Source organism: Microbacterium saperdae (genome assembly GCF_006716345.1).
Classification (GTDB): Bacteria; Actinomycetota; Actinomycetes; order Actinomycetales; family Microbacteriaceae; genus Microbacterium; species Microbacterium saperdae.
This window is the reverse complement of record NZ_VFOX01000001.1, coordinates 2,457,824-2,477,018: the sequence shown is the minus strand read 5'-3', so window position 1 is coordinate 2,477,018 and position 19,195 is coordinate 2,457,824. Positions and strand designations below refer to the sequence as shown.

The 19,195-nt window shown below is 69.3% G+C and carries 12 protein-coding genes; 7 read left to right on the top strand and 5 right to left on the bottom strand.

Going from position 1 to position 19,195, the window contains the following annotated elements; all coding sequences use genetic code 11:
- Window positions 1-110: 110 nt before the first annotated feature.
- Entirely contained in the window at window positions 111-824 is a 714-nt protein-coding gene (locus tag FB560_RS11765; protein ID WP_141872534.1) for a ferritin-like fold-containing protein, read from the top strand.
- Here FB560_RS11765 and FB560_RS11760 read toward each other — a convergent pair.
- Genes FB560_RS11760 through FB560_RS11750 form a run of 3 tightly spaced genes read right to left on the bottom strand, consistent with a single transcriptional unit; the run spans window position 821 to window position 1,851 of the window.
- Window positions 821-1,318, bottom strand: a complete 498-nt coding sequence (locus FB560_RS11760) for a hypothetical protein (protein ID WP_141872533.1) — start codon at window positions 1,316-1,318, stop codon at window positions 821-823. The genes FB560_RS11765 and FB560_RS11760 overlap by 4 nt on opposite strands.
- Window positions 1,319-1,331: 13 nt before the next feature.
- Window positions 1,332-1,619 (bottom strand): hypothetical protein, encoded by a 288-nt coding sequence (locus FB560_RS11755; protein WP_141872532.1) that lies wholly within the window; start codon window positions 1,617-1,619, stop codon window positions 1,332-1,334.
- A gap of 7 nt (window positions 1,620-1,626) precedes the next feature.
- Window positions 1,627-1,851 carry a DUF3107 domain-containing protein gene (locus FB560_RS11750; RefSeq protein ID WP_141872531.1) on the bottom strand — a complete coding sequence of 75 codons (225 nt, stop codon included), beginning with the start codon at window positions 1,849-1,851 and terminating at the stop codon, window positions 1,627-1,629.
- Window positions 1,852-2,032: 181 nt separating this feature from the next.
- On the opposite strand from FB560_RS11750, the gene FB560_RS11745 reads away from it, so the two are divergent.
- Both FB560_RS11745 and FB560_RS11740 read left to right on the top strand, forming a co-directional pair.
- Window positions 2,033-5,248, top strand: coding sequence for an ATP-dependent helicase (locus FB560_RS11745; protein WP_141872530.1), 3,216 nt, complete (start codon window positions 2,033-2,035; stop codon window positions 5,246-5,248).
- Window positions 5,245-8,748: an ATP-dependent DNA helicase gene (locus FB560_RS11740; protein WP_188895123.1), complete on the top strand. Its 3,504-nt coding sequence runs from the start codon at window positions 5,245-5,247 to the stop codon at window positions 8,746-8,748. The genes FB560_RS11745 and FB560_RS11740 overlap by 4 nt, the downstream gene beginning before the upstream one ends.
- On the opposite strand, the gene FB560_RS11735 is transcribed toward FB560_RS11740, so the two are convergent.
- Window positions 8,694-10,058, bottom strand: a complete 1,365-nt coding sequence (locus FB560_RS11735; protein WP_141872529.1) for a phosphotransferase — start codon at window positions 10,056-10,058, stop codon at window positions 8,694-8,696. The genes FB560_RS11740 and FB560_RS11735 overlap by 55 nt on opposite strands.
- A gap of 64 nt (window positions 10,059-10,122) precedes the next feature.
- Here FB560_RS11735 and nudC point away from each other — a divergent pair, with 64 nt between their 5' ends.
- Both nudC and FB560_RS11725 read left to right on the top strand, forming a co-directional pair.
- Window positions 10,123-11,004: an NAD(+) diphosphatase gene (gene nudC, locus FB560_RS11730; protein ID WP_141872528.1), complete on the top strand. Its 882-nt coding sequence runs from the start codon at window positions 10,123-10,125 to the stop codon at window positions 11,002-11,004.
- Window positions 11,001-12,722, top strand: a complete 1,722-nt coding sequence (locus FB560_RS11725) for an ATP-dependent helicase (RefSeq protein WP_141872527.1) — start codon at window positions 11,001-11,003, stop codon at window positions 12,720-12,722. Before nudC ends, FB560_RS11725 begins: the two co-directional genes overlap by 4 nt.
- A gap of 816 nt (window positions 12,723-13,538) precedes the next feature.
- Here the strand turns inward: FB560_RS11725 and FB560_RS11720 are convergent.
- Complete coding sequence (locus FB560_RS11720) at window positions 13,539-14,957, bottom strand: zinc-dependent metalloprotease (protein ID WP_141872526.1); 1,419 nt, start codon at window positions 14,955-14,957, stop codon at window positions 13,539-13,541.
- A gap of 119 nt (window positions 14,958-15,076) precedes the next feature.
- Between FB560_RS11720 and FB560_RS11715 the strand changes: the two genes are divergently transcribed.
- Window positions 15,077-16,162 (top strand): YlbL family protein, encoded by a 1,086-nt coding sequence (locus tag FB560_RS11715; RefSeq protein WP_229673107.1) that lies wholly within the window; start codon window positions 15,077-15,079, stop codon window positions 16,160-16,162.
- Window positions 16,163-16,219: 57 nt separating this feature from the next.
- A complete protein-coding gene (locus FB560_RS11710) occupies window positions 16,220-19,141 on the top strand; it encodes a UPF0182 family membrane protein (protein WP_141872524.1) in 2,922 nt (973 codons plus the stop codon).
- Window positions 19,142-19,195 lie beyond the last annotated feature (54 nt).

Genomic DNA, 19,195 nt, shown 5'->3' with positions numbered 1-19,195 from the left:
CCGCTCCAACGGCGGGACACGCCCAGCCTACCCGAGCGGGTGCGAACAGCCGGTAGAGGCCGGTCGCACGAGTATTGTGAACGTCGTGGCGAACTGGGTAGGGAGTCCCCGTGGTTAAGTGGTTCTGGCAGCGCGATGCCGCCCCGCGGCGCGCGTTGGCTCTGCGCAGCAGGGGAGATCAGGGCGACGCGACCCGCGTGGATTTCGCGGAGCTCGCCCCCGAACTCCCGCGCTTCCTCGGCCAGGCCGCTTATCTGCAGCTCGGCTACTTCGAGACGCTCACACGCCTCATCCGGGCCACGCCCGAGCTCTCGGAGAAGGAGTCGCTGTCGCGGGCGGCCGGAGCCACGCTCACCAAGCACCGCGCGATCGTCGAGCTGATCGCCGAGCGCGGTGACGACCCGACCCAGCTCATGCTCCCGTTCCGCGAGAACCTCGACGCGTTCCGGCGCAAGACGATCGGCGCGCGCCCCCGTGAGACGCTTCTCGCCGTCTACATCACGGCCGGCATGCTCGACGACTTCTATCTCGCGCTCGCATCCAGCTACGGCGACGCGGGTGGTCGGGTCGCCGACATCCTGCGCGAAGACGATGCGCGCCATGAGATCGTCGCGATCATCCAGGAGACGATCGAGAGCGACGAGGAATGGCGTTCACTGCTGTCCATGTGGGCACGCCGCCTGGTCGGCGACACGATCCTGGTGTGCCGCTCCGCCCTGCGGCCCGAGTTCCTCGCCGCGGATGACGAGCGAATCGAACCGGTGTACACGGAACTCATGGGCGCGCACGCACGCCGCATGGACGCGATGGGACTCGCCTCCTAGCGATCCGGGTGCCGTTCGAGTCGGCGGGTGAGACGCCAGGCGATCACCAGCGGGATCGCTCCGAGCACTCCAAATGACATGTCGATCAGCTGCCAGCCGAGCGGGATGCCCCGGATGCCGCCCGCGATCAGGGCGAGCGGGATGATGCCGGCGCAGGCGATGACGCCGAATTGGGTGACCCAGATGTTGCGCACCGGGTCCACCAGCGGCCCGAGGAAGACCACGGCCAGCACGAGGTGCGCGTAGGCGAGCCAGTCCGTGCCATAGGCGATGAAGGGATAGCGCGTGCCGACATCGGTGAGCGCGTGAGACACCCGGTCCACCCAGGCGACCGCCTCGGGGAACCAGCCGGACGCCGGGGAGGCGTGCAGCACGTCGGATCCCAGGGCGAGCTCTTCGCGCAGCGGGAACGCCGTGATTCCGCTGACGAAGAGACCGAAGATGAGGATCCCGATGCAGACGCGGATCCACAGCAACGTGCGCCGGGCGCTCATGGCGGACCGGACGTCAGATCCCGAGAGCGGCCTTCGCCGTGGCATCCGAACGGCGGCGGGCTGCCACGACAGCCACGGTCGCGAGTGCGGCCACGGCGACCGCGCCGAGCACGCTCGCCAGCCACAGCCAGATGCTGCCCTCGCCGACGCCCGCCCACTGCAGCCCGGTGTAGACGACCGCGGAGGTCGCCGTGGCGATCGCCGGAGTGAGCGCGACACCGCGCAGCTCACGACCGCCGATCAGGAAGTGCGCGGCGATGCCGAGGGCGCACGCGCCGATGAGCGCGAGGAGGATGTACACGATCGGATCAGGCGACGAAGCCGACGCGGCGCAGTTCCTCGGTGCCCAGCTCGATGTAGGCGAGGTTCGCGGTCGGGACGATGTAGGAGTTTCCCTTGACGTCGGAGAAGCTCAGGTGCGACGTGCTCTGCTCGAGCGCCGCAGCGACCTGGCTGCGGACCTCGTCGGCGCTCGCGCCGGTGTCGAAGCTCAGCTCGCGGCCGGTGTTGATGATTCCGATGCGGATTTCCACGCGTGCTCCTTGCGATACGGAACGGGCGGGCGCCGTCAGACGCCGCCGTTCGAGGACTCGCCCAACTCTACCCCGGGGTCTCGACCCCGGATCGGCGGTCGACCCCGGTTTCGCCGTGAGCGCACAGCGGCCCGGGCGCGGACGGGAGGGGATGTCGGCGCGTCCGGCTAGCGTGGAGGACATGACAGGGGATGCCGCGCAACGAGCCGTCGTGACGGCCGGGACACACGCATCAGGAGTCATCATCGGAGCGCCCGGTACGGGGAAGACCCGAGCGCTCGTCGACCGAGTGGTGCATCTGCTGGACGTCGAGAGCCTGCGTCCGGAAGAGGTGCTCGTGCTCACGCCCAGCAGGCAGGCGGCGACCGCGCTGCGCGACCGGATCGGCGTCCGCATCGGGCAGGCGACGCCGGGGCCGCTCGCGCGCTCACTCGGGTCCTTCGCGTTCCAGGTGGTTCGCGGTGCGATGGTCCGCGCCGGCGCCGAACCTCCCGCGCTGCTCACGGGCGCCGACCAGGACCGGATCATCGCCGAGCTGCTCGCGGGCGATGCGGAAGACGGACTGATCGTCTGGCCGGAGGCGCTCAGCCCGTCGGTCAGGGCGTCCAAGGGCTTCCGGTCGGAGCTGCGCGCGTTCCTCGCCGAGTGCACCGAGCTCGGCGCCGGGCCCCGCGAACTCCGTGGCGCGGGCGACCCCGTCTGGGCTGCCGCCGCGGAGTTCCTCGTGGAGTATCGCGCTGTGCTCGACGCTCTGCGCTCGGCGCACCGCGACGCCGCCGACCTGCTCAGCGAGGCCAGCGTGATCCTGGAGCGGGCGGACGCCGCCACTCTCGGTCCTCTCGCCCCGCTGCGCGTCGTGCTGATCGACGATGCGCAGGAGCTGACCCGCGGCGGGATCGCCGTGGTCCGTGCCCTCCGTGCGCGCGGCGTGGCCGTGCACGCGTTCGGGGACCCGGACATCTCCTCCGGCGCTTTCCGCGGAGCGAGCCCCGAGCTGTTCGCGCAGCTCGCCGGCGCGCTCGGCGAGGTGCACGTGCTCGATGAGCCGCATCGCCAGAAGTCGGCGCTCACGGCCCTCACCCGCACGATCACGCAGGCGATCGGCGTCTCCGGGCGGGTCGAGCATCGCCGTGCCCCCGCGGTTGCGGAGGCCGACGATCCGGAAGCGGTGTCGACGTTCGTCGCACCGTCACCTCATGAAGAGCTCGACAGGATCGCCGGGGTGATGCGCGAGTGGCATCTGACCGCGGGGATCCGCTGGGATCGGATGGCGGTCATCGCGCATGACACGCGGCAGGTGACGCAGCTCGAGACCGAGCTCGCCGCACGTGAGATCCCGACCAAGGCCGCCGGTGTGCAGCGTCCGCTCGGCAGCGAGGGCATCGTGCGCGACATCGTCGGCATCGTGCGTCTCGCACTGACACCGGTGGAGGATCGCACGCCTGCGGAGCTGGAGGAGGCGCTGCGGACTCCCTTCGGAGGGATGGACGCGATCGGCCTGCGCCGATTGCGCGCGCGGCTGCGGCATATCGAATTGGAGCAGGGCGGCTCCACCCCTGCCAGGGAGCTCCTGCGGCAGGCCATGGCGAAGCCGGCGCATCTCACGCTCATCGACGCCCCCGAATCGCGCACCGCCGCGCGGTTCGCCGACACGATCGCGGCACTCGAGACCGCCGCCGCGGCTGGTGAGACCGTGCACGATCTGCTCTGGCGGGTGTGGGACCAGGCGCGCGCGGTGGACGGTCGTCGGCTCCACATCGCCTGGCGGGAGATCTCGATGCAGCCGGCCGGAGCGGAGACGGCCAGGGCCCTGGACGCGTTGGTGTCCCTGTTCGATGCGGCGAAGCGGTTCGTCGAACGCACGCCGAACGAGCACCCCGAGGTGTTCGTGCGTGACATCCTCGACAGCGAGGTGCCGGAGGACTCCCTCTCGACGCCGGACCGTCCGGGCAGAGTCACGCTGCTCACGCCCGCGACCGCCCTCGGCACCGAGTTCGACGCCGTCGTGGTGGCGGGCGTGCAGGACGGGGTCTGGCCCAATGTGCGGCTGCGCGGCGGCATGCTCCAGACCTGGCGGCTCGCGGACGCTCTCACAGCGAGCCGCACCGGGGCGCTCATCGAGGCGCCGACGCCCCTCGACCGGCGCCGCAGCGCGCTCCACGATGAGCTGAGACTGTTCGTCCGTGCCGTCTCCCGTGCGCGCGATCGGCTGCTCATCACCGCGGTGGACGACGACGACCTGACGCCGAGCCCCTTCTTCGGCTTTCTTCCGGCGCCGGAGCCGCCCGAGAGACACGCCTCGGCGGAGCATCCACTCACGCTGCGCGGGTTCGTGGGGCGTCACCGACGTGCGCTCACGACCTCCCGTTCCGAGCCGGTGCGTCAGGACGCGGCGGAGCAGCTCGCCGTGCTGGCGCGCGAAGGCGTCGCCGGTGCAGACCCCGCGGACTGGTACGGGGTCACGCCGTCGTCGACGCAGGCTCCGCTGCGGGATCTCGAAATCGACGGCGCACGGGTGTCCCCGTCGAAGATGGAGTCGTACGAGGAGTGCGGTCTGAACTGGGTGGTGTCCGCTCTCGGCGGCGACACCGTGATGCCGCCCACCGCGGGCATCGGCACGATCGTGCACGAGGCCATGGAACGGGTGCCGGACGGAGATCTCGACCGCATGCGCGCGATCGTCGCCGAGCATTGGCCGGAGCTCGATTTCGAGACCGAGTGGATCGGACGAAAGGAACGCAGGCGCGCCGACCTGTTCGTCGATCGTCTGCACAGCTATCTGGGGGAGGTACGCGCCGACGGCGGGCGAGTGATCGGAAGCGAAGCGCGCTTCGACTTCGCGGTCGCGCTCGGCGACGACGACCGTGCCCCCGAAGTCCGCGCGGTCGATGCGCAGGACATCGGCCCCCGCGCGATCGTCAGCGGGTATATAGACCGGGTGGAGGCATACCCCGAAGGCCACGGCGAGCACGCTCACGCCCGCGGTCGCGGCTGGGTCGAGATGAGTCGCAGCGCCGACGGTGAACGAGCGGTCGTGGTCGATCTCAAGACGGGCAAGACCGACCCCGAGTCCGATTCCGGGGTTCTCGAGCATGCTCAGCTCGCCGCATACCAGGTCGCCGTGCAGCAAGGACTGATCGACGGTGCGGCGCCCGCGGCGCTCAGCGGCGCCCGGCTCGTCATCGTCTCCAAGACGTTGGCGAAGAGCGACTATCGCGTCGCGCACCAGCATCCTCTGGATGATGAGGCACGCACCGCGTTCCTCCAGCGGGTGGCTGATGCGGCCCGAGGGATGTCGGCCTCGAGCTTCACGGCGCAGGTCGAGTCGCATTGCGCGGACACGCAGCGACGTGTGCACCCCTGCCGCATCCACACGGTCCCGGCGGTGAGCGCGTGACAGGCTGGGAGGGGACGTACGGCATCTCGGCGACGGATGTCGCCGCCGCCCTGGGACAGCCCTCTCCGACCCCGGCGCAGCAACGCGTGATCGAAGCCCCGCCCGAACCCGCCCTCGTCGTCGCGGGCGCCGGGAGCGGCAAGACCGAGACGATGTCGGGCCGCGTCGTCTGGTTGGTCGCGAACGGCCACGTGCGCCGTGACGAGATCCTGGGGCTCACCTTCACGCGCAAGGCGGCGGGTGAGCTCGCCGAGCGGATCGGCGCACGGCTCGCCCTGATCGATGAGTACGGCCGACGAGGCTTGTTGCCGCATCTGTCGGAGATCGTGCGTTCCGGCGCGTTGCGACGTGTCGACGACGCCTCGCCGGGGCGGCAGCGCGACGTGGTGCGGACGCAGGTGCTCGACGAGCTCGCGGCCGCGTACGGCACCGGCTGGAATCCTGCGGCCGCTCGTTCTGCCGAGGACCTGATGATCCGGCCGCGCGTCTCGACGTACAACGCTTTCGCCGACGGCATCGTGCGCGAGCACGCGGCGCGCATCGGCCGCGATCCCGACGTGGCGATGCTCAGCCAGGCCGCGTCCTGGATCCTGGCGCGCGAAGTCGTGCTCCGCTCCGACCTGCCGGAGCTCGAAGGCATCGATTATGCGCTCGGGACCGTGATCGATGCGGTGCAGCGCCTCGCCGGCGACGCGCTCGACCACCGCGTGGATCTCGATCGTGCCGAGCGGATCGCGCGGGACCAGGCCCTGGCCTTCGAGCCGTACCGCGGCAACGGCGACGTCGAGAAGGCGGCGACCAACCTGCTCAGTCTGCCCACGATCACCCACCTCGTGCGCGACTACATCGCCGAGAAGCAGCGGCGCGGCGTGCTCGACTTCGCCGATCAGGTCGGCGGCGCCTACGACATCGTCGAGTCGGCGCCCGATGTGCGCGCAGAACTGCGGGAACTGCACCGTGTGGTGCTGCTCGATGAGTACCAGGACACCTCGGTGATCCAGACGAAGTTCCTCGCCGAGCTCTTCCGCGACGCCGCGGTGATGGCCGTCGGCGACCCCCATCAGTCCATCTACGGCTGGCGCGGAGCGAGTGCCGACAACCTCTATGCCTTCTCCCGCTCCTTCTCGAGCCGGGGAGACGCGCAGACCTACAGTCTGATGACGAGCTGGCGCAACGACCGCAGCATCCTCGACATCGCGAACAGTGTGCTCGCTCCTCTGCAGCGGCCGGAGCTCGATGTCCCACCGCTCGATCCTCGACCGGGAGCCGACGCCGGTGCCGTGACCGTGCGCTATCCGTTCACGGTGGACGACGAGGCCTCCGACGTCGCCGAATGGTTCGCCGAGCGTCGTGCCGAGCACGACGCGGATCCGGGGCGCACACGCCCGCATACCGGAGCGATCCTGTTCCGTTCCAAGAGGCACATGCAGACCTTCGCCGCCGCGCTCGCCGCGCGGGGCATCCCGCATCGCATCCTCGGTCTGGGTGGGTTGCTGGCCACTCCAGAGGTGGTCGACGTCATCTCGGTGCTCCGTGTGGTGCATGATCCGACCGCGGGCTCGGCGCTGATCCGTCTGCTCACCGGGCCGCGCTTCGGGGTGGGCGTGGCCGACATGGCGGCGCTTTACGACCTCGGACGCACGTTGGCCGAGCGCGACACCGCGATGATGCCGCTGCCCGAGGAGGTGCGTGCCCGTCTGCGTTCTTCACGCGGTGCAGACGAAGCGGTCTCGATCGTCGATGCGGTCGACGTCGTCCGGGCGGTGCGCGACGACTATCGCATGCTCGAGGGGATCACCCCGCAGGGACGGCAGCGGATCCGCGCCGCCGGCGAGATGCTCGAGCGGTTGCGACGCGCGTCATCGCAACCGATCCCCGAGCTGATCCGGTTGATCGAGCTCGAGCTGCGACTCGACATCGAACTGGCGGCGAACGAGACGCGGGGCCCGGCGCGCATCGCTGCGACGCAGCTGCGCGCCTTCTCCGACGAGGTGCGGGCGTTCCTCGCCGCCGACGATCGGGGGACCATCGGCAGTCTTCTCGCCTGGCTCGCCAAGGCCGAGAGCACGGACGAGCTCATGCCGCGCCCCGAGCCGCCGGAACCCGGCGTCGTCCAACTGCTCACCATCCACGGCTCCAAAGGGCTCGAGTGGGATGCTGTGGCCGTCGTCCGGCTGGTCGTCGATGAGCTGCCCGGCCGGGTGTCCGACACCTCGGGATGGTTCGGTTTCGGTGTGGTGCCGTTCGCGTTGCGTGGTGACCGCGATGCGCTCCCGGCATTCCGCTGGGACCCCGAGTCGGCGATGGAGGGAGAGAGCGATCCGAAGAAGCGACAGGCGCTCGCCCAGTCCTCGCTGTCCGGAGGGGTGACCAAGGCGAACCCTCACGGCGGCGCGCTCAAGCGCTTCAAGGACGAGTATCGGCAGTATCAGCAGCAGGAGGAGCGCCGTCTGGCCTACGTGGCCGTGACCCGCGCACGCACGGACCTGCTGCTCAGCGGTTCGCACTGGGCCGGGCAGAAGTCCCCGCGGATGCCCAGCCCGTATCTCGTGGAGGCGATCGAGGTACTGGGGCTCGATGCCATCGAGCCGGTCGACGCGGCGGAGAATCCCTACGACGGTCCGGGATCGACGCTCAGCTGGCCCCTCGACCCCCTGGGCGGACGCCGCAGGGTGGTCACCGCAGCGGCAGAGGCGGTTCGAAGCGCGGCGATGCACGCGGACGTGCTCGAGCCTTCTCCGGAACTCGCGCGACTGCTCGCCGAGCGCGCCGCCCGACTGCGAGGGGCGGACGCCGTCGCCCCCACCCGCGTCCCGGCCTCCCGATTCAAGGACTACGTGACGGACTTCTCCGGCACGTTGTCGTCGGTCGTCCGGCCGATGCCCGAACGACCGTATCGTCAGACGCGCCTGGGCACCCTGTTCCATGCCTGGGTGGAACGTCGCTCCGAGCTGGTCGGGGTGGGCAGCCGGGTCGATGAGGCACTGTGGGAGCTCGACGAGGACGAATCGTCGTCGGGAGCACCGGATGCGTTCTCGGGAGAACCCTCGGTCACAGCATCGGACGAAGCAGACCTCGCTGCCCTGCAAGAGACGTTCGAACGCAGTGAGTGGGGGCCGCTGCTCCCGATCGCCGTGGAGATCGAGATCGACTTCGCCCTGGGAGCAGGGATCGCCGACATCGAGTCCGACCCCGATCGTCGAGCGCACATCGTGATCTGCAAGCTCGACGCGGTGTACCGCCGAGCGGACCGCGGTGGTCGTATCGAGATCGTGGACTGGAAGACGGGAAAGGCTCCGAAGACGGCGCAGGAGCGCGAGGAGCGCATGCTGCAGCTGGCCCTGTACCGACTCGCGTATCACCGTCGCTTCGACGTTCCGCTCGACGAGATCGACGTCGCGCTCTACTACGTCGGCGATGACCTCGTCATCCGCGACGACCGGATCTACTCCGAGGAGGAGCTCTTCCAACGCTGGAGCGCGGCGCGCGCGGCGCGCTGAGCTTCATCGTCCGTCGCGGATTCTTCGTCGGAATCGCTGTCAGCGCCGGGGGAGCGAAGGGGGTGCGAGTCCTCGCGCGCCCCTGCGGCACCTGTCGTGCCGGCGAACAGTCCGCTCACTCCGGAGAGGTCCTCGGTCTCGATGGTGAGCATCTCCGCCCGGCGGGCCGCGTCGGCGTCACCGTCTCCGTCTCTCGTCGAGGACGGCAGCGGCTGGACAGGACCGGTTCGGTCGGCGTCGGCGTTCGTGTCGAGCCACAGTTCGTCGGGGTTGTAGGCATCGGTCTGCATGGAGGTGTCGATCGCGGAACCTGCCTCGACGGGGACGCGATCCAACGCGTCCATCGCCGAATCGACGCCGGTTCCGAGGGTGGCGATGACACTGAGATCGTCGTCGCGCAGCCCATCGGCAAGGGATTCCAGGAGCGCTGCGGCGTCGTCCACGATGTCGCTGCGACGCATCGAGTCGCCGTGGACCAACCAGCGCGCGAACTCCAGTTCAGCGAGAAGGCGTGCGCGCACTTCGAGCGCGGCGTCGGGAACCCGTTCGAGGCTGCCTGAATAGGAGGCGTGCACATCGGACGCGGCGTCAGGCGCCGCCGACAACCACGCGAGATCGAGAGCAGGGTCTCCCACGGCGAGTCCGTGCCAGCCGACCAGGCCGGTGACCTCGGGTCCGCGCTCGGGATCGTCGTCGAACAGGAAGGACGTCGACTGGACGCCGCCGAGCACCACGGTGGACTCGAAGCGCCAGAGGTCGTCATCGCTCACCGCCTGTCGCCAACGCACAGTGAGGCGCGCAGGCACTCGTCCGGTCGCGGCGGCCTCGTCGACCAGGCGCGCCAGTTCCTCCCGGCTCTCCTCCGCAGACTTCGAGACAAGTCCGGCGCCACGCACGACCGACGTCGGCAGTCCATGGACCGCCGCGATCGCCGCACCCATCGACTCAGCCGCGCCGCGGCCGGGAGGGACCATCGCCGGCTCGATCTGGAACCCGGGGAGGAGGCCGGTGACGAGTGCGCGGCCTTCGCCGACGCGCGTCTCGCCGATGTACTCCGGGGCGTCGAAGGGCAGCATGGCGCGCGCTCCCGCCGTGAGCGCACGGAGCGCCAGAGCCTCCGCCGCCAGCTCGCGTGCGGTCTCATCGTCGTCGGCGATCCGGATGGCGAGTTCACGTCCGTCGGCCAAGGTGGCCACGGCGGAGTCGAATCGTCCGTCAGCATCGGCCGTCAGTGCGCGAGCGCCCGTGACCTCCGCCCCGGGCAGTGCAGCCGTCACTGCCGCGGCTAGAGTGAATGGAGAGCGTCCCATGCCCTTAGGGTAGGTCGGCTCAGGGGCGGTCCCGCCTCCGCCACGCCCGTGAGAGAGGGAGTCGATGACCATTCGCCGTTCATCTCTCGACCGCGCCGCCGATCTCCGCGAGGAGTCCGGGGTGCTGGATCGACTGCGCGCCGACACCGAGACCCGCACGATCGTCGTGCGCGACGGACGCGTCCGCGTCGTCGATTCCGCTCTGCTCCGGGTCTCGCCGAACGAGGTGGGGGAGGCGACGTGGGCGCTCCTCGGACGCGACGAGGACGGCACGTCGCTGCTGCTCGCCGCGCTCCCGCCGGAGACGGAGAGCGTCGACACGGCGCCCGACGAGATCTGGCTCGGGCTGCGTGACCTCGGCGGCCGTATCGACGCCGGAGAGACCGAGCTCCTGGTCGAAGCCATCGCCGTCGCAGGCTGGCTCCGCGACGCGCGCTTCTGCCCGACATGCGGAGGCGGAACCGAACTGCGTCAGGCGGGGTGGTCACGGCGCTGCCTCTCCTGCGGGCGCGAGCACTTCCCCCGTACCGACCCCGCCGTGATCGTCGCGGTCGAGAGCGTGGATGGCGAACGGCTCCTGCTCGGCGCGAACGCGAACTGGGGCGGGCGCATGTATTCGTGCTTCGCCGGCTTCGCAGAGGCCGGGGAGTCCCTCGAATCGACGGTCCACCGCGAGCTCGAGGAGGAATCCGGGGTGCGCTTGTCCGAGCTCCGCTACGTCTCCTCTCAGGCCTGGCCGTTCCCGCGCTCGCTCATGATCGGGTTCCGCGCCGTCGTCGACGAGGAGTCGGCGGCACGCCCGGACGGCGAGGAGATCATCGACGTGCGTTGGTTCACCAGGGCGGAGATCCGCACGGCACTCGTCGGCGACGGTCCCGTGGGTCTGCCGGGTCATGCCTCGATCGCCAGAGCACTGATCGTGGACTGGCTCGAGGATCGGGCGTGAGCGCCCTCGACGCACTCGACGAACGGCAACGGCAGGCGGCGTCCGTGCTGCGCGGTCCGGTCGCCGTGCTTGCGGGTGCCGGAACCGGGAAGACGCGGGTGATCACGCACCGCATCGCGCATGGCGTCGACACCGGCGCCTATTCACCGGGGCGCGTCATGGCCGTCACCTTCACGGCCAAGGCTGCCGGTGAGCTGCGCGGTCGTCTCCGTGCGCTCGGCGTCGAAGGCGTCGCGGCACGCACGTTCCACGCGACGGCGCTCGCTCAGCTGAACTTCTTCTGGCCCACTCTCGCCGGCTCTCCCGCGCCGTCGATCATCGACAACAAGGTGCGCATGCTCGGACAGGTCGCCGACGGGCTCCGTCTGCGACGCTCGACCGCGACACTCCGCGACATCGCGTCGGAGATCGAGTGGCGCAAGGTCTCGATGCTCTCGATCGAGAAGCATGCCGAGCTCGGGCGCGCGGTCACCGGTGTGGACGCCACGCAGCTCGTCGAGCTCCAGCGCGGGTATGAAGCGCTGAAGGACGAGCGTCGCCAGCTCGACTTCGAGGATGTGCTCCTGGCGTGCGCCGGGATGCTGGAAGCCGAGCCTCGTGTCGCCGCATCCGTCCACGAGCAATATCGCCATTTCACGGTCGACGAGTTCCAGGACGTCTCGCCGCTGCAGAACAGGCTGTTGGAGCTCTGGCTCGGAGATCGACACGACATCTGCGTCGTCGGCGATGCGAGCCAGACCATCTACTCGTTCGCCGGCGCCGAACAGCGCTACCTGCTCGAGTTCGAGCGCGCCCATCCGGATGCCACGGTGGTGCGGCTCGAGACGAACTATCGTTCGCAGGCGCCCATCCTCACCGCGGCGAATGCGCTGATGCGCGGGCGCCCAGGTGCTCTCGAGCTCGTCCCCGCGCGCGAGCAGTTCACCGCGGACGCGCCCACCGTCACGGCGTACGACACCGAGACCGAGGAAGCCCAGGGGATCGCCGCCGCCATCTCGGCCCAGATCACGGCGGGTGCGTCGCCGGCGGAGATCGCCGTGCTGTACCGCGCTCACGCGCAGTCCGGGGTGCTGCAGCAGGCGCTCGCCGCAGAGGGGATCGCGACGACGGTCCTCGGCGGCACGCGCTTCTTCGCGATGCCCGAGGTCCGCCAGGCGATCCTGGCGCTGCGCGCCGCGGCGATCGCTCCGACCGAGCAGGGGTTCCTCCCCGGTGTGCAGCGCGTGCTGCGCGAGCTCGGTCTCACGGATGATCCCCCGCAGGCGGGAGGCGCTCAGCGCGACGGCTGGGAAGCGCGCAGGGCCCTGCTGCGTCTGGCCGAGGAAGCAGGACCCGAAGCGAACCTGCGTTCCTTCAGCGACGCCCTGATGGCCCGGGCCAAGGACCAGCATGAGCCGACCATGCGCACCGTCACGCTGTCGACCCTGCATGCGGCGAAGGGCTTGGAATGGCCCCATGTGCACTTGGCGGGGTGGGCGGAGGGTGCGCTGCCGATCTCGTACGCCACGACCTTCGAGTCGATCGACGAGGAACGACGTCTCGCCTACGTCGGTGTCACGCGCGCAGCGCGAACCCTGGCTCTGAGCTGGTCGCGGTCCGCGGGACGAGGAGAACGGGCTCCGTCCCGCTTCCTGGCTGAGATGGGCACGACAGCGCGCGGCACCGGCATTCTGCGTGAAACGTCACCGCACGCCACGCGCGGGAACCGTCAGCGCTGAGACGGACCACTGCACCCGCGTCTGCGTCGACGCGCAGCAGCGCCGCCACCAGCGCAGCCGCTTCGGCGACCATCGCCGCGCGGAGCGGTCCGGCATCGCGGTCGATCAGCTGCGCGTGCAGCCGTGGCCACGCGTCGTCACGGTCGCGTTCATGTCCATCGCGGCAGGCGAGACACGGTGACGAGCCGGGCCGGATCAACGGGCCGACCGTCACGGCCCCCCGCTCGAACGCCACGGGCAGGTGGGGCGTGTCGTCCCTGAGGTAGCGGGCGAACTGCACGGCCGCGGCGGACCCCTGCACCAGAACCACGGCGACATCGTCCGGCGACGAGCGGTTCCCCGAGGCGATGCCCTCATCGGTGAGGGCTTCCCGCATCCGATGTGCGGCGCGTCCGTCGGTGATGTTCAGCGTCTCGACCCACGCCGCGCGCGGAGGTGGCGCATCATCCACGAGAAAGGAATCGAGCTGTGCGAGCAGCATCCTGGCCTCCCGTCGGGGTGCGCCGACGCCGTGCGCGACGACGTCGAACGCGGAACGGCGGAAGCCCGAGCGCATCCGTCCGAGCAGGAGCTCGACCCAGGCCGCAGTGACCGTGACGCGGACGTCACCGGCCTCGCCGAACTGGAGGGTGCTGTCGTCCCTCCACAGCAGAGGGACCTCGGGGTCCAGACGCGTCAAGGTCGGGGAGGAGAGCGGTGACATTCCCCGATTCTGAACACACGACGCGGGTCACGGGCGGCAGATGGTGCATCCGTGGACAACTCAGCCCTCCGCCCGATCAGGGGAGGAGGGCTGAGCCGTCGTGCTGTGCGCGCTCAGACGGGGCGGTCGCCCTCGGGGCGTTCGTCGTCGGTCGGACCCGGCTCGTCGCCGTCCTCGGAGGCACTCTCGTCCGATCCCGTGCCGGTGAAGTCGTCGCCGTCGAGGAGACGAGCGAGCGCCTCATCGAACTCATCGGCCGCAGGCTGCTCGCCGCGGGCGGTCGCCTGCAGACGGGCCACGAGGGCTGTCGGGTCGTCGATGTCCTCCGCGGTGGGCATCAGGTCGGGGTAGTCCCACAACGCATCCCGACCCGCGATGCCGACGGCGTCCGTGACCGCCTTCCACATCGCCGATGCCTCACGGAGGCGCCGGGGGCGCAGCTTCAGTCCGACGAGGGCGCCGAGCGCGTCCTCGGCCGGTCCGCCCACCGCACGCCGACGTCGCGCGGCCTCGGCGATGCGCGTGCTCTCAGGCAGGCGTGATGTCGCCTCGGCGGTGACGACGTCGACCCAGCCATCGATCGTGGCGATCAGATTCTCGAGACGGGCGAGCGACTCCCGCTGCGCCTCCGTCTGAGCGGGCAGCAGGGCACCGCCCTCGATCGCCTTGCGCAGCTCCTCCGGATCGGAAGGATCGAGCCGGCTCGCGACGTCCTCCAGCGCATCGACGTCGACCGTGACACCACGGGCGAAGTCGGTGATCTGAGCCATGACGTGCAGATGGAGCCACTTGGCGTGCCGGTACAGACGGGCGTAGGCGAGTTCCCGGGTCGCCAGATACAGGGCGATCTGGTCTTCGGGGATCTCCAGCCCCTCGCCGAATGCCGTGAGGTTCTGCGGGATGACCGCGGCGACCCCGGCGGGCAGCACGGGAATGCCGACGTCGCCGCCGGAGACGACCTCGAGGGCGAGATTGCCGAGCACCTGTCCGAACTGCGCGGCGAACACCGAGCCGCCCACGCCGCGCATGAGCTTGCCCGCTCCCTGCACGACGCCGCGCATGTCCTCGGGGACCTGCGTGTCCAGCGCGCTGGTGAGGGCGTCGGCGATGCTCGTCGACACCGGTCCCGCGATCTCCTTCCACACCGGCAGCGTCTTCTCGACCCATTCGCCGCGGGTCATCGCGGTCGGGCTCTCCGCGAGTTCGGAGATCGTGGTCGCCTCGCCGAGCCAGAGGTTCGCGAGAGCGAAGGAATCCACCAGCGACGTGCGGGAGCCGTCGGTGATGCCCTGGCCGTCGCGGTTGGCGATGTGCAACGCCTGCCGCAGCGCGTTCTCCCAGGGGTCGCCGCCGAAAGCGCCCTGCAACTGCGACATGATCGTCTGCATCATCGCGGGGTCGAACTGCATGCCCTCCATGCCCTCGAAGGCGCCACGCAGGGCCTCCGGGTCGATGTCGCCACCGCCCTGGCCGGAGAGCATCTTCCGCAGGAATTCCTGGAAGTCCTCGGGTGTGGGGTCGTTGTCAGCCATGTCGATCGCCCTCTCAGTACGCCGTAAGCCTGCGGGATCTACGCTAGTCACAGGTTTCTGCAGGTGACCCCGACATGGGCGAATCGCTGTACGCCGCTCGCGAACGACGGAGGAATGCTGTGGATCGAACGCGGTCTGTGAAGCTCGGGCTGGGAGTCTGGGCGCTGATCGTGGCGCTCATCGCGCTGGTGGTGCTCACGTTCCTCCCGACGCCCTACGTGATCCAGAGGCCGGGCCCGGTCTACGACACGCTCGGGACTGCGGCGGGAGCGGATGGCGAGCAGGTGCCGCTGATCCGTATCGACGGTGCGGAGACGTTCGAGACCGCGGGCACGCTCGACCTCACCACGGTCCAGGTCGTCGGCAATCGCGAGCGCACCCCCAGCTGGTTCGAGCTCGCCCTGGCGTGGACGGATTCCTCGCGCGCGGTCGTGCCACTCGACTCGGTGTTCCCCGAGGGTGTCACGAGCGAGCAGCGCGATGAGCGCAACGCCACGCTGATGGTGGACTCGCAGCACGAGGCGACGGCTGCGGCCCTCAACGAGCTCGGCTACGACACCGGCGCCGAGGTCGTGGTGGTCGAGGCGGTGGAGGACACGCCGGCCGCCGGGCTGCTCGAGCCGGACGATGTCATCACGGGTATCGACGGCGCCGACGTCACCTCGGCGAAGCAGCTGCGGCAGACGATCCAAGATGCGGGCGGCGACACGATCGCGCTCACGGTGCTCCGCGACGGCGAGGAGAAGAGCGTCTCCATCACACCGGAGAAGCACACGCAGGGTGACGTCACGACGTGGTTGATCGGCATCACGCTGCGCACCGACTACGACTTCCCGATCGATGTCACGATCCAGCTCGACAACGTCGGCGGCCCGAGCGCGGGGATGATGTTCGCACTCGGGATCATCGACACCCTCACCGAGGGCGAGCTCAACGGCGGGGAGAACATCGCGGGGACCGGCACGATCGAGGCGGACGGCACCGTCGGTCCGATCGGCGGAATCCGACAGAAGCTGTACGGGGCGCGGGATGCGGGAGCCCAGTACTTCCTCGCGCCGGCATCGAACTGCGACGAGGTCGTCGGCCATGTGCCCGACGGGCTGCAGGTGATCCGCACGTCCACGCTGGAGGAGTCCCTCGACGCGCTCGAGGTGATCGCCGAGGACGGCGACGTCGCCGCGCTGCCCGCATGTGCCGCGTCGTGACCTCCCCGTGACCGGGATGACAGCCCTCGTCCAGTAAGGGATGCCTAGGATGGGGGAGTGACCTCGACCTCAGCTCAGAACCCGGCCACGCCTCGAACGTCCCGACGTATTCTCGGCATCTCACTGGTGATCATTGCCGCGTTGATCGCGGTGTTCTTCGTCTTCGCATCGTTGTACACGGAATTCCTCTGGTTCGACCAGGTCGGATTCACCGGTGTCCTGACGACGCAATGGATCGCGACGGCGGTGATGTTCGTCGTCGGCTTCCTCGCGATGGCCGTCCCCTTGTTCGTGGTGATCCAGCTGGCATACCGCCTGCGACCGGTCTACGTGCGGCTGAGCTCTCAGCTCGACCGCTATCAGGAGGTCATCGAGCCCCTGCGGCGTCTGGCCATGTGGGGGATGCCGATCTTCTTCGGCCTGTTCGCCGGCTTCGCCGCCGCGGGCAACTGGAAGACCGTGTGGCTGTGGGCCAACGGCGTGGCGACCTCCACGGTCGACCCGCAGTTCGGCATCGACACCGGCTTCTACATGTTCGCGATGCCGTTCTACTCGATGCTCCTCGCGTTCGTCTCCGCGATCCTGCTGCTGAGCCTGCTCGTCACCGCCCTGGTGTCGTACCTCTACGGAGCCGTGCAGATCGGGCAGGGGGAGCTGCGCATCTCGAAGTCCGCGCGCATCCAGCTCGCCGTGATCGCCGGCCTCTACCTGCTCGTGCAGGCGGTGAGCCTCTGGCTCGACCGGTACAAGACGCTCGTCGCCCCGGATGACCGCATCACCGGTGCCGCGTACACGGGCGTGAACGCGACCATCCCCGGTCTCGCGATCATCGCGATCATCGCCGCGCTCGTGGCCGTGCTCTTCTTCGTCACCGCGATCATCGGACGCTGGCGGTTCCCGCTTGCGGCGACCGCGCTGCTGATCGTGGCGTCGCTGGTCGTCGGCGTCGGTTACCCCTGGGTCGTCACGACCTTCCAGGTCAAGCCGAACCAGAACGCCTACCAGGCGGAGTACTACCAGCGGAACATCGACGGCACGAAGGAGGCCTACGACGTCGCAGACCTCGAGACCACCTCGTTCCAGGCCGAGACGGATGCCGAAGCAGGGCAGCTCCGGGAGGACGCCGACACCACGGCGTCGATCCGCATCATGGACCCGAAGGTCATCAGCCCGACCGTTCGTCAGCTCGAGCAGTACCGTGCGTACTACCAGTTCGAGGAGACGCTCGACGTCGATCGCTACGAGATCGATGGCGAGATGCAGGACACCGTCGTGGCCGTGCGTGATCTCGACATCACCAAGCTCGGTGACGGCGACAACTGGAACAACCGCGTCGCGGTCTACACCCACGGCTACGGCCTGGTGGCGGCGGCGGGCAACCAGCGCACGACCGACGGCGAGCCGGTGTTCCTCGAGCGGGGCATCCCCTCGGCCGGCTTCCTGACCGATCGGGAGAACTTCGAGCCGCGCGTGTACTTCGGCGAGAACTCCCCGGAGTACTCGATCGTCGGTGCGCCGGAGTCGTCGGCACCCGCCGAGATCGACTACCCGCGGGGCAAGGACGGATCCAACGAGACCAAGACGACGTTCAACGGCGACGGTGGTCCGAAGATCGGTGACACCTTCACGAAGCTGCTGTATGCGCTGAAGTTCCAGTCCGAGCAGATCCTGTTCTCGAACCTGGTGAACGAGGACTCGCAGATCCTGTACGACCGTGACCCGAAGACCCGCGTGCAGAAGGTCGCCCCGTACCTCGAGCTCGACAGCGATCCCTACCCGAGCGTCGTCGACGGCCGGATCGTCTGGATCGTCGATGGATACACGACGAGCGCGACGTACCCGTACTCGACCAGCGTCAGCCTCTCCGAGGCGATCGCCGACTCGAACGTGCCGACCCCGACGCTCGCGATCGACGACATCAACTACATCCGCAACTCGGTCAAGGCGACTGTCGATGCGTATGACGGTTCGGTGACGCTGTACGCGTGGGACGACGAGGACCCGGTGCTCAAGACGTGGCAGAACGTCTACCCGTCCACCGTGAAGCCGATCAGCGACATGTCCGGTGAACTCATGAGCCACGTGCGTTACCCCACCGATCTGTTCAAGGTGCAGCGCGACGTGCTCGGGATCTACCACATCGACAACGCGAACTCGTTCGCTCAGCAGGACAACCGGTGGCAGACGCCGAACGATCCGCGCAGCGACGCGATGCTGCAGCCGCCGTACTACCTCACGATGAAGATGCCCGGTCAGGACTCGGCGCGATTCTCGATGTTCTCCACCTTCATCCCCGCCTCCCAGGGTGCGGGAAGCACGCGCGACGTCCTGATGGGCTATCTCGCGGTCGACTCCGACGCGGGGTCGAAGAAGGGTGTGAAGGGCGAGGGCTACGGCCAGCTTCGCCTGCTCGAGATCAACGACGACACGACCGTGCCTGGACCAGGTCAGGTCCAGAACACGTACAACTCGGACACGTCGGTCGTGCCGCAGCTGAACCTGCTGCAGCAGGGTGAGTCGCAGGTGATCTACGGAAACCTCCTGACCCTCCCTGTCGGTGGCGGTCTCCTGTACGTGCAGCCCGTCTACGTGCAGTCCTCCGAGGGCACGCAGCTCCCGCGTCTGCAGAAGGTGCTGGTCGCCTTCGGTGACCGTGTCGCCTTCGAGAACACGCTCACCGATGCACTCGACACCCTCTTCGGCGGAGACTCCGGAGCCACAGGGGGCGATGAGGAGATCGAGCCGTCCGACCCGGAGACGGATCCGGGCACGGATCCCGAGACCGATCCGGACGCGGGGCAGACGCCGACGCAGCCGACGGATGAGCAGGCAGCGGCCCTCTCCGCCGCGCAGCAGGCCCTCCTCGACCGTGACGCGGCCCTCAAAGCGGGCGACCTGGAGAAGTTCGGCGAGGCCGACAAGCGCCTCACCGCGGCCGTCCAGAAGCTCCTGGAGCTGGAGGCGGCCGCCGGGAAGTGATCCGACGGTGTCGATGACGAATGGGCGTCTCCTCGGGGGCGCCCATTCGCGTGT

What these genes read in the sequence shown, in the direction of transcription:
- FB560_RS11720 (WP_141872526.1), bottom strand. Translation starts at nt 14,957, where the DNA reads ATGGCTGACAACGACCCCACACCCGAGGACTTCCAGGAATTCCTGCGG.
- nudC (WP_141872528.1), top strand. Translation starts at nt 10,123, where the DNA reads ATGACCATTCGCCGTTCATCTCTCGACCGCGCCGCCGATCTCCGCGAG.
- FB560_RS11760 (WP_141872533.1), bottom strand. Translation starts at nt 1,318, where the DNA reads ATGAGCGCCCGGCGCACGTTGCTGTGGATCCGCGTCTGCATCGGGATC.
- FB560_RS11745 (WP_141872530.1), top strand. Translation starts at nt 2,033, where the DNA reads ATGACAGGGGATGCCGCGCAACGAGCCGTCGTGACGGCCGGGACACAC.
- FB560_RS11735 (WP_141872529.1), bottom strand. Translation starts at nt 10,058, where the DNA reads ATGGGACGCTCTCCATTCACTCTAGCCGCGGCAGTGACGGCTGCACTG.